This is a genomic window from Stenotrophomonas maltophilia group sp. RNC7 (assembly GCF_030910085.1).
Classification (GTDB): domain Bacteria; phylum Pseudomonadota; class Gammaproteobacteria; order Xanthomonadales; family Xanthomonadaceae; genus Stenotrophomonas; species Stenotrophomonas sepilia.
On the sequence record NZ_JAVFVN010000974.1, the window covers coordinates 1 to 10,432 of the forward strand.

The window sequence follows — 10,432 nt, forward strand, 5'->3', positions numbered from 1 at the left end:
GCGGCATGGGCCCGAGGCATGCCTCGGGCGGGTTGGGCAGGACGCCCAACCCCGGTCTTGCCGTGTGCGCAGGACAGCGCACACGAGCAAGCCGCGGCCAAGCCCCCATGGACGGGTTGACGGCGTCCCCCTCAACCGGACCCACCCCGCCCACCCCCAGGAACCCAGCTTCTGCCGTTGCTCTGGCTCTGGCCGTTGCTCAGGCCTCTGCGGGTGCAGGGTGCAACCCTGCAAAAGAAACACCACCCTACGCCAGCGTCGGTTGTGCATTCGGCCCCCGCGCACTACGATCCTGCGGTTCGCGCGCGTGCGCGCCCGTACTCCTGCTGAGCGCCCCGTGCGCCGCATCTGCCAACCCGAGGTATCCATGGTCATCAAACCGCGCGTCCGCGGCTTCATCTGCGTCACCACCCACCCGACCGGCTGCGAGGCCGCGGTCAAGCAGCAGATCGACTACATCCGCGCGCGTCCGCCGATCCAGAACGGTCCCAAGCGTGTGCTGGTGATCGGCGCCTCCACCGGCTACGGCCTGGCCGCACGCATCACCGCTGCCTTCGGCAGTGGCGCTGCCACCCTCGGCATCTTCTTCGAACGACCGGGCAGTGAAACCAAGCCGGGTACCGCGGGCTGGTACAACTCGGCCGCGTTCCACAAGTACGCCGACGAAGCCGGCCTGTATGCCAAGAGCATCAATGGCGATGCCTTCTCCGATGAAGTGAAGGCGAAGACCATCGAAATGATCAAGGCCGATCTGGGCCAGGTCGACCAGGTTGTCTACAGCCTGGCAGCGCCGCGCCGCAAACACCCGAAGACCGGCGAGATCATCAGCTCCACGCTGAAGCCGATCGGCGAGCCGATCACCCTGCGCGGGCTGGATACCGACAAGGAAGTGATCACCGAGACCACCCTGCAGCCGGCCACCCCGGAAGAAATCGCCGGCACCGTCGCGGTGATGGGCGGCGAGGACTGGCAGATGTGGATCGATGCGCTGGCCGATGCCGGCGTGCTGGCCAATGGTTGTACCACCACGGCCTTCACCTACGTGGGCGAAGAGATCACCCAGGCAATCTACTGGAATGGCTCGATCGGCGCGGCCAAGAAGGACCTGGACACCAAGGTGCTCGGCCTGCGCGAAAAGCTGGCGAAAATCGGCGGCGACGCGCGTGTGTCGGTGCTGAAGGCCGTGGTGACCCAGGCCAGCTCGGCCATTCCGACCATGCCGCTGTACCTGTCGCTGCTGTTCAAGGTGATGAAGGAAAAGGGTACTCACGAAGGCTGCATCGAGCAGCTCGACGTGCTGTACGACATCCTTTACGGCGGCAGGGCCGATGGCACGGCGGTCGACCGCCTGCGCCATGACCTGGTCGATGGCGACGGCCACACCGTCGCGCTGGTCGATGAGGAAGGCCGCCTGCGTGCGGACTACAAGGAAATGGCCGCAGACGTGCAGGGCAAGGTGGTCGCGCTGTGGCCGCAGGTGACCAACGAGAACCTGTACGAAATCAGCGACCTGGCCGGTTACAAGGCCGACTTCCTGCGTCTGTTCGGTTTTGGCGTGGAGGGCGTCGACTACGAGGCCGACGTCAACCCGGACGTGAAGATCGGCAACCTGGTCGACATGACCTGATCAAGCAGAAGGCCGGCGAAAGCCGGCCTTCTCGTTTGTGTAGAGCCGAGCCATGCTCGGCTCCTCTTCGCTTGAGTCCCGCAGCCGAGCATGGCTCGGCTCTACAGAGAGGCGTTACCCGAATTCGAACCCCATCTCCGGCAACGCCGGGCCGACGAAATCGCCCTGCACGTAATCCACGCCGGCACTGAACAGCAGCGTCATCGAGTTGGCATCGCTGACGAATTCGGCAATGGTGCAGATGCCCGCTTCCTGAGCACGCGCGGTGATCTGGCTGATGCGGTCGATGTTCTCGCGGGTGGCGGCCAGGTCGCTGGTGAAGCCCCGGTCCAGCTTGAGGAACTGCGGCTGGAAGTGGGCCAGCAGCTGGAACGAGTCCAGCCCGGAACCGAACTGCTCCAGGCCGATGCGGCAGCCCAGTGGCGCCACTTCGGCAAGGAACTGCTGTGCACTGCGCAGGTGGGTGAACACCTTCGCTTCCGGTGCATGCAGCCACAGCCGTTCGCCGGGCACGCCCTGTGCCTGCAGCTCGCGGCGCAGGGTGGCGATCATCTGTGGGTCATCGAACGATTCCGGCGTGACCTTCACCAGCACCTGGGTGGCATGACCCGCACGTGCCCGTTCGCCCAGCACCGCGATCGCCTGCGAAACCACCCAGCGGTTGATGTCGGCCAGCAGGCCGTGTTCCTCGGCGATGCCCAGGAACGCGGTCGGGCTCAGCAGCTCGCCATTGTTTTCCAGGCGCAGATAGGCTTCGTACAGTTCCAGTGGTTCGCCCTGCAGGTTCAGCACCGGCTGGTAGTGGAGCTGGAAACCGTCGCCGGCCAGCGCCTCGCGGATGCGCGCCACCCAGCGCTGCACACGCTCTTCCTCGACGCGGTCAGCGGCAGCCGGGTCGAAGATGCGGCAGGTGTTACCCAGCTCGGCTGCAGCCTGGGTGCATTCGCTGGCGCGCGCCAGCACCTGGCCGATGCTGGCGATCTTCTCACCGACCTGCACGCCACCGATGCTGACCGTCACCGTGGCCGAGCGTGCACCGATGCTGAAGACGTGCGCGGCGTAGGCTTCTCGGATGCGCTCGGCCAGCGCCACGGTCTGTGCATAGGGCCCGGCCTGCAGCACGGCGAAATTGTGCTCGCCGAAACGGGCCAGTTGCGCATCCTCGCCAACCACTTCGGCCAGCAGGGCGGCGAGGGCGCCGATCAGGGTGTCGGCCGAGGCCAGGCCGATATCCGGCAGCAGGCGTGCGTAGTGGTCCGGCTCGATCAGCAGCAGGCCGAACTGGCCCTCGCTGCGCCCGGCCTGGGCCACCGCGCTTTCCAGCTGCAGCATGAAGGTCGGGCGATTGAGCAGGCCGGTGACCTGGTCGCGCTGGCGCAGGTCCTCGACCTCGCGTGCCAGTTCGGGGTCGAACTCCATGCGGCGGCGGAGCACCACCTGCAGGCAGGACTCGCCCTCGTAGGTGGCCGCCGCAAATTCCATCGTCGCCGGGAACGCACTGCCGTCCTGGTGGCGCGCGTCGAGCTGGTACTGGGGCGGCGGCGCCTCGCCACGGCTGAGGCCCTTCAGCAGCTGCTTGAAGCCCTCCACGTGCTGGGCGGCGACCATGTCCAGCAGCGAAATGCCTTCTATGTCGTCGAAATGCTCGTAGCCGAACATCTCCAGGTAGGCGTCGTTGGCGCGGATGTGCATGCCTTCATGCACGTAGGCGATGGGGTCGCGCGAGGAGGCGATCAGCGCGTCGCAGCGGCGCTCGGTCTCGCGCATCTGCGCCTCGATGCGGCGCAGGCCACGGCGCGCCTGCAGGTCCACCCACTGGTCGCGGACCACGGCGAGCAGGTGCTCGGGGCGCTGGCGCAGGGCAAGGGCACGGATGCCATGGCTGCTGGCCTGCACCAGTTCGTCCTCGTCGATGCGCTCGGCCAGCAGCACCAGCGGGATGTCCTTGCCGCTGGCGGCGATGTGCTGGGCTGCCAGCTGCAGCGGAATGCCCTGCGACGGCGAGGCAAGCACCAGGTCGATGGCCTGGCTGGTCAGCACCTGGGCCAGCTCGGCTGCATCCTGTGGGCGCCACGGGCGTACCGCGATGCCGCTGTTGCGCAGGGTGCTGACGATGGCTTCGGCATTCTCGCCGCTGTCATCGACGATCAGCAGGCGGATGGTGATGTCGTTCGCGTTCTGCATGCACTGCTCCCCAATCTGCGAATCTAGATACACGATGCGCGGCGAACCGTCCATGCGCGTCCCCCTTGCGCGCATGGAACGGCGAAGTGGTTCACACCACGCCGCCCGCTGCGTGCCCGCTTGCCCAGGCCCATTGGAAGTTGTAGCCGCCCAGCCAGCCGGTCACGTCCAGCACCTCGCCAACGAAGTGCAGGCCGGGGACGCGCTTGGATTCCATCGTTGAGGATGACACTTCGGCGGTGTCCACGCCGCCCAGGGTGACCTCGGCGGTGCGGTAGCCTTCGGTGCCGCTGGCCACCAGCGGGAATGCGCCCAGCAGCTGCGCAGCCTGGCGCAGCACCGGCTCGTCCAGCTGGCGCACGGGGCGGTCGGGCAGCCAGTGCTCGCACAGCCGCTGTGCCAGCCGCTTCGGCAGTACCTCGCCCAGCACCGTGCGCAGCTCGGCGGCGGGGCGGTCGCGCTTCATCTGGCGCAGCCACTCGCCCGCATCCTGGCCCGGCAACAGGTCCAGCTCCAGCGCATCGCCGGGCTGCCAGAACGAAGAGATCTGCAGGATGGCCGGGCCGCTCACGCCACGATGGGTCAGCAGCATGAAGTTCTGGAAGCTCTTGCCGTTGCAGCGCGCCTCGATTGGCAGTGCGACGCCGCTGAGGTCGGCCAGCCGCTCCTGGTGCTTGCCGCTGAGGGTCAGCGGTACCAGCCCGGCGCGGGTCGGCAGCACCTGGTGGCCGAACTGGCGGGCCACTTCATAGCCAAAGCCGCTGGCCCCCATGCTGGGAATCGACAGGCCACCGGTGGCAACCACCAGCGAGGCGCAATGGAACAGGCCGTGCGTGGTGTGCACGCGGAAACCATCGCTGCCATGCTCGATGCGCTGCACGCTGCAGTCGGTACGGATCTGTACGCCGGCCGCCTGGCATTCGTCCACCAGCATTTTCACGATCTGCTTGGAGGAGACATCGCAGAACAACTGCCCCAGTTCCTTTTCGTGATACGCGATGCCGTGTTTGTGCACCAGCTCGATGAAGTGCCAGGGCGTGTAGCGGGCCAGCGCCGACTTGCAGAAGTGCGGGTTGGCCGACAGGAAGTTGGCCGGGGTGGTGCCGGTGTTGGTGAAGTTGCAGCGGCCACCGCCGGACATCAGGATCTTCTTGCCGACCTTGTTGGCATGGTCGATCACCTGCACCTGGCGGCCGCGCTGGCCGGCAGTGATCGCGGTCATCAGCCCGGCTGCGCCGGCGCCGATGACCACCACGTCACAACGGATCGTGCTCATGCCTTGGCGCGCTTGCGCCAGGTCGGGATCACGTCGAGCTGCATCTGATCGTTGAGCAGCTGCACTTCACCGTCCTGGATCAGCACGCTCCAGCGCATCGCGCGCTGGATCTGCTGGCCCCACAGCTCTACGAAGGCACCGTCGAGGTCGACCACCGAAAGATTGTCGAAGCGCGCCAGGCCCTTGCCCTGCTTGCCCCACCAGATCTCCGAGGCGTTGCCGCCATAGTTGACCACCTGCACCTGGCGGCTGCGGTTGCTGGCCTTGCGGATGCGCGATTCGTCCGGATGGCCCAGGTCGATCCACTGCAGGATGTCGCCGGTGTAGTCGTGTTCCCACAGGTCGGGTTCGTCATCGGTGCTCAGGCCGCGGCCGAACTCCAGGCGGTCGCCGGCGTTCAGCGCGAAGGCGAGCAGGCGCACCATCAGGCGCTCGTCGGTCTCGGACGGATGCTGGGCCAGGGTCAGGTTGTGGGTCGCGTAGTAGCCGCGATCCATGTCGCTGATCTGCAGTTCGGCCTTGCGGATGGTGGCGGTAAGAGCCATGGGGGATCCGTGGACTAAAGAGGACAATGATAGAGGTTTGCTCCGGGGGTGTCCGTGGCCGGGCTGTCTGCGCAGCGTCAACGGTGGCACGCTTGCGTTCTTTCCCGTGGCCGGAGTGGACGCCATGACCTTGCCCAGCCGACTGCAGTTGCCGCCCGGGCCCTGGGCCACCCTGCTGGATGGCCTGTGTGCGCGTTTCCCGCGCATCGACCGCGCGCAATGGCAGGACCGTTTCGCCCGAGGCCGTGTGCAGGATGCGCGGGGCAGGGCATTGGCGCCGGACATGCCCTGGCAGGTGGGGCTGGAAATCCTGTACTTCCGCGAGGTGGCCGACGAGCCGGTGATTCCCTTCGCCGAGACCATCCTGCATCTGGATGCGCATCTGCTGGTGGCCGACAAGCCGCACTTCCTGCCGGTGACGCCGGCCGGTGGCTATGTGCGCGAAACTCTGCTGGCGCGCCTGGTCGCACGCACCGGCAACACCGAACTGGCGCCGTTGCACCGCTTGGACCGGCTGACCGCCGGCCTGGTGCTGTTCTCGACCCAGGCAGCCACGCGTGATGCCTACCAGCGGCTGTTCCGCGAGCGGCGCCTCGAGAAGACCTATGAGGCGCTGGCACCGGCGCTGCCGGGGCTGGAGTTTCCGCTGCAGCGGGACAGTCGTCTGGTGCCGGGGGAGCCGTTCTTCCGCATGGCTGAAGTGCCGGGCGAGCCCAATGCGCGCAGCCGGATCGAGCTGATCGAGGCCGAAGGGCCGGTCTGGCGCTACCGGCTGCGGCCGGAAACCGGCCGCAAGCATCAGTTGCGCGTGCACATGGCCATGCTGGGGGCGCCGATCGTGGGTGACGACCTGTACCCGCAGCTTCGGCAACGGCCACTGGATGTGGCCGAGTCACCGCTGCAGCTGCTGGCGCGGGCCCTGGCCTTCGACGACCCGTTGAGTGGCGCACGACGGATGTTCAGCAGCGGCCGCAGCCTGAGCCTTATGGCTTAGGGCGGCCAGGCGCTCAGCGGGCCGGGCGTCGCGCCAGCCAGCGGTCCAGCTCGGCGGCGAACAGCTGCCGGTCGCGGGGTCCCAGGGGCGGCGGTCCGCCAGTCTGGACCCCGGCGCCGCGCAGTTCCTCCATGAAATTGCGCATCGACAGCCGCTCGGCCATGTTGTTCGGGGTGTACAGCTGGCCGCGCGGGTTCAGCGCCACGGCCTTTTTCTCCAGCACCAGCGCAGCCAGTGGGATGTCCTGGGTGACGACCAGGTCTCCGGCGGCGACCCGCTCGACGATGGCGCTGTCGGCCACGTCCAGGCCCTGCGGCACCTGGATCGAGCGCAGCCAGCGTGAGGGCGGGGTGCGGATCCACTGGTTGGCGACCAGGGTCAGTTCGATCCCCACCCGTTCAGCTGCACGAAACAGGATGTCGCGAATGACAGTGGGACAGGCGTCCGCGTCCACCCAGATGCGAGAGGGCGCGTATTCAGCGGGGGTTTCAGCTTCAGTCATTTCCCCAGTGTAGGGTAGGAAAAACCTGAATGGGGGCTCGGGGTTAGCCGCGAACGGCTGCCAACCCTTGTCACGCCTAGCGGGTGACCTGGTCCCATGAACGTCGGGACTATCGCTTTTTGCGGAAAACACGCGTATCGTGCGACCCACTGTGTTTGCTAGGGTCACCGTGAATCGTGGCCTGGTGCAGTTGATCTCACGATCCGCTCATCGATCCGCTTTACCAACGCCTGCAACTCAGTCTCGGCCCCGATACCCGGTGGCTGCGATTTTTTTCAACATGTGTTTCAGGAGTTAGTAAAATGTCTGAACGTCAGACCGGCACCGTCAAGTGGTTCAACGACGCCAAGGGCTTCGGCTTCATCACCCCGGAAAGCGGCCCGGACCTGTTCGTGCACTTCCGTGCGATCCAGGGCACCGGCTTCAAGACCCTGCAGGAAGGCCAGAAGGTTACCTTCATCGCCGTCCAGGGTCAGAAGGGTATGCAGGCTGACCAGGTGCAGGCGGTCTAATCCGTCTGCTACCGTTGGGTAGCCAGAACGCCGGAAGCGAGAGCTTCCGGCGTTTTTTATTGCCCGCTGTTTTTTGTAGAGTCGAGCCACGCTCGACTGGTTTCAAAGACAGTGGAGCATGGCTCGACTCTACAAAGGGCATGCAGCCGGCGCGGTAGGATGGAGGCCTTCCCGAGGATCGTCCCCATGCGCATCGTTCATCACCTGGAAAACTCCCGTTCGCTGCGCGTGCTGTGGATGCTGGAGGAGCTGGGGCTGGACTACGAACTGCGCCGCTATCCGCGTGACCCTAAGACGCTGCTGGCACCGCCGGAACTGCGCAACGTGCATCCGCTGGGCAAGTCGCCGGTACTGCAGGATGGCGAGCTGGTACTGGCCGAGTCCGGCGCGATCCTCGACTACCTCGCGGACCGCTACGACACCCAGCGCCAGCTGTCGCCGTCGCCGATGCCGGCCGATGGTGCCGAGCGCATCGCTTACCGCTACTGGCTGCACTACGCCGAAGGCTCGGCGATGCCGCCGCTGCTGCTGACCCTGGTGATGGGCCGCATCCGCAACGCGCCGATGCCGTTCTTTGCGCGCCCGATCGCACGCAGCATTGCCGACAAGGCCGAGCGCGGCTTCATCGGCCCGCAGCGGCGGCTGCATCTGGACTGGATGGAGCGCCGCCTGGCTGAAAGCCCGTGGTTTGCCGGTGAGCGCTTCAGTGCGGCCGACATCCAGATGAGCTTCCCGATCCAGGCTGCTGCCGCACGGGGTGGTGGCCTCGACGACAAGCCGGCACTGCGTGGCTTCCTCAAGCGTATCGGCGAGCGCCCGGCCTACCAGCGTGCCGAGGCCCACGGCGGCCACCTGCAGGCGCTCAGCGGCAATTGAGGAGGGCGGCCGTCGCCCCCATCTTCAGCACCATGGATACCGACAGCCCCCGTTTCGACAACCGCCTGCTGCAGTCCCTGCCGGGCGACCCCGAATCCGGCCCGCGCCGGCGCGAAGTGCTGGGCGCGGCCTGGTCGCCGGTGATGCCGACCCCGGTGACGGCGCCCACGCTGCTGGCCTGGGCACCGGACGTCGCCGCGATGCTTGGTTTCGATACCGCTGAGGTCGAGAGCGAAGGCTTCGCGCAGGTATTTGGCGGCAATGCACTGTATGCCGGCATGCAGCCATGGGCCGCCAACTACGGCGGCCATCAGTTTGGCCACTGGGCCGGCCAGCTCGGCGATGGCCGTGCGATCTCGCTGGGTGAACTGGTCGCGCCGGATGGCCGCCACTGGGAGCTGCAGCTGAAGGGTGCTGGCCCGACGCCATACTCGCGCGGCGCCGATGGGCGCGCAGTGCTGCGCTCATCCATCCGCGAATTCCTCTGCAGCGAGGCCATGCACCACCTGGGCGTGCCGACCACGCGCGCATTGTCGCTGGTGGGTACCGGCGACGACGTGGTGCGCGACATGTTCTACGACGGCCACCCGCGTGCAGAACCCGGCGCCATCGTATGCCGGGTGTCGCCGTCGTTCCTGCGCTTTGGCTCCTTCGAGCTGCCGGCGTCGCGCGGGGAAACCGCCCTGCTGCAGCAGCTGGTCGATGCCTGCATCGCGCGTGATTTCCCCGAACTGGAAGGGCAGGGCGAGGCGCTGTACGGCGACTGGTTCGCGCAGATCGCGGTGCGCACCGCCGAGATGATCGCGCACTGGATGCGCGTCGGCTTCGTGCATGGCGTGATGAATACCGACAACCTGTCCGTGCTCGGCCTCACGCTCGACTACGGTCCCTACGGCTGGGTTGAGGATTTCGATCCGGACTGGACGCCGAACACCACCGACGCGCAGGGTCGCCGCTATCGCTTCGGTACCCAGCCGCAGGTCGCGTACTGGAACCTGAGCCGGTTGGCGCAGGCACTGTCGCCGCTGTTCGCCGATGTCGCACCGCTGCAGGCCGGTGTGGCGGCTTACCAGTCCACCTTCGTGGCCTGCACGCGCCGCGACGCCGCAGCCAAGCTCGGCCTGGCCGCGGCCGACGATGACGACCTGCAGCTCTACCTGCGCTGGCAGCAGCTGATGCAGGACGGCGGCATGGACATGACCCTGGCCTGGCGCGCGCTGATGCGGATCGATCCGATGGCGCCCGATGCGGGCGTGCTGGACGCGGTGTACTACGACGAGGCGCGCCAGCAGGCGGTGCAGCCACCGTTGCAGCAGTGGCTGCAGGACTACGCAGCGCGCCTGCGCAGCGATCCGCTGTCGGCCAGCGAACGCCTGGCGAAGATGGCAGCGGCCAACCCGCTGTACGTGCTGCGCAACTGGTTGGCGCAGGAGGCCATCGACCGCGCCGAACAGGGCGACCTCGACGGTGTTCATGCGTTGCAGGACGTACTGCGCGATCCATACACCGAGCGTACCGGCCTGGAACACTTCGCCGGCAAGCGCCCGGCGTGGGCCGACAACCGCGCCGGCTGCTCGATGCTGTCCTGCAGTTCCTGAGGCTGGGTTTCGGCAGGGCTGCGCCCTGCACCTGCAGAGGCCACCGCGCAAGCAACGGCCAAAGCCAAAGCGGCTCTGGATTGCTGATGGTCTGGCGGGACGGTGTGGGGCTGCAGGACACGCCGTAAACCCGTCCATGGGGGCTCGATGGCGCCATCCATGGCGCCAACGGTCCTGCAGCCCCACACCGCCCCACCTCCGACAGATTCCCGCTGCTGTGGGTAGGTGTCGACCTTGGTCGACACGGTAGATCCACGCCATGCGTGGATGCTCTTCGTTCAATCTTCGAAATACTCGATTTCGATGAAGATTCATCCA

Annotated in this window: 9 protein-coding genes; 5 read left to right on the forward strand and 4 right to left on the reverse strand. The window is 66.8% G+C overall.

Translation table 11 applies throughout. From position 1 onward, the window contains the following. Positions 1-367 precede the first annotated feature (367 nt). Entirely contained in the window at positions 368-1,627 is a 1,260-nt protein-coding gene (gene fabV / locus RCF13_RS25205; RefSeq protein ID WP_134968679.1) for an enoyl-ACP reductase FabV, read from the forward strand. Positions 1,628-1,741: 114 nt separating this feature from the next. On the opposite strand, the gene RCF13_RS25210 is transcribed toward fabV, so the two are convergent. The 3 genes from RCF13_RS25210 to RCF13_RS25220 form a co-directional block, all read right to left on the reverse strand. Next, a complete protein-coding gene (locus RCF13_RS25210; protein ID WP_061477970.1) occupies positions 1,742-3,811 on the reverse strand; it encodes an EAL domain-containing protein in 2,070 nt (689 codons plus the stop codon). Between the two features lie 91 nt (positions 3,812-3,902). Further along, a complete protein-coding gene (locus tag RCF13_RS25215; protein WP_061477923.1) occupies positions 3,903-5,087 on the reverse strand; it encodes an NAD(P)/FAD-dependent oxidoreductase in 1,185 nt (394 codons plus the stop codon). Then, complete coding sequence (locus RCF13_RS25220) at positions 5,084-5,632, reverse strand: YaeQ family protein (protein WP_005416207.1); 549 nt, start codon at positions 5,630-5,632, stop codon at positions 5,084-5,086. Before RCF13_RS25220 ends, RCF13_RS25215 begins: the two co-directional genes overlap by 4 nt. Positions 5,633-5,756: 124 nt before the next feature. On the opposite strand from RCF13_RS25220, the gene RCF13_RS25225 reads away from it, so the two are divergent. Next, positions 5,757-6,626: a pseudouridine synthase gene (locus RCF13_RS25225; protein WP_231352677.1), complete on the forward strand. Its 870-nt coding sequence runs from the start codon at positions 5,757-5,759 to the stop codon at positions 6,624-6,626. Positions 6,627-6,639: 13 nt separating this feature from the next. Here the strand turns inward: RCF13_RS25225 and RCF13_RS25230 are convergent, their stop codons facing one another. Continuing rightward, positions 6,640-7,128: a YaiI/YqxD family protein gene (locus RCF13_RS25230; protein WP_072168289.1), complete on the reverse strand. Its 489-nt coding sequence runs from the start codon at positions 7,126-7,128 to the stop codon at positions 6,640-6,642. Positions 7,129-7,430: 302 nt separating this feature from the next. Between RCF13_RS25230 and RCF13_RS25235 the strand changes: the two genes are divergently transcribed. The 3 genes from RCF13_RS25235 (at position 7,431) to RCF13_RS25245 (ending at position 10,114) form a co-directional block, all read left to right on the forward strand. Beyond that, positions 7,431-7,640 carry a cold-shock protein gene (locus RCF13_RS25235; RefSeq protein ID WP_005416210.1) on the forward strand — a complete coding sequence of 70 codons (210 nt, stop codon included), beginning with the start codon at positions 7,431-7,433 and terminating at the stop codon, positions 7,638-7,640. Between the two features lie 186 nt (positions 7,641-7,826). Continuing rightward, on the forward strand, positions 7,827-8,516 hold the full coding sequence (locus tag RCF13_RS25240; protein ID WP_010484523.1) for a glutathione S-transferase: 690 nt from the start codon (positions 7,827-7,829) through the stop codon (positions 8,514-8,516). A gap of 32 nt (positions 8,517-8,548) precedes the next feature. Continuing rightward, on the forward strand, positions 8,549-10,114 hold the full coding sequence (locus RCF13_RS25245; protein WP_134969427.1) for a YdiU family protein: 1,566 nt from the start codon (positions 8,549-8,551) through the stop codon (positions 10,112-10,114). Positions 10,115-10,432 lie beyond the last annotated feature (318 nt).

What these genes read in the sequence shown, in the direction of transcription:
- RCF13_RS25215 (WP_061477923.1), bottom strand. Translation starts at nt 5,087, where the DNA reads ATGAGCACGATCCGTTGTGACGTGGTGGTCATCGGCGCCGGCGCAGCC.
- RCF13_RS25230 (WP_072168289.1), bottom strand. Translation starts at nt 7,128, where the DNA reads ATGACTGAAGCTGAAACCCCCGCTGAATACGCGCCCTCTCGCATCTGG.
- RCF13_RS25210 (WP_061477970.1), bottom strand. Translation starts at nt 3,811, where the DNA reads ATGCAGAACGCGAACGACATCACCATCCGCCTGCTGATCGTCGATGAC.
- fabV (WP_134968679.1), top strand. Translation starts at nt 368, where the DNA reads ATGGTCATCAAACCGCGCGTCCGCGGCTTCATCTGCGTCACCACCCAC.
- RCF13_RS25225 (WP_231352677.1), top strand. Translation starts at nt 5,757, where the DNA reads ATGACCTTGCCCAGCCGACTGCAGTTGCCGCCCGGGCCCTGGGCCACC.
- RCF13_RS25220 (WP_005416207.1), bottom strand. Translation starts at nt 5,632, where the DNA reads ATGGCTCTTACCGCCACCATCCGCAAGGCCGAACTGCAGATCAGCGAC.
- RCF13_RS25240 (WP_010484523.1), top strand. Translation starts at nt 7,827, where the DNA reads ATGCGCATCGTTCATCACCTGGAAAACTCCCGTTCGCTGCGCGTGCTG.
- RCF13_RS25245 (WP_134969427.1), top strand. Translation starts at nt 8,549, where the DNA reads ATGGATACCGACAGCCCCCGTTTCGACAACCGCCTGCTGCAGTCCCTG.
- RCF13_RS25235 (WP_005416210.1), top strand. Translation starts at nt 7,431, where the DNA reads ATGTCTGAACGTCAGACCGGCACCGTCAAGTGGTTCAACGACGCCAAG.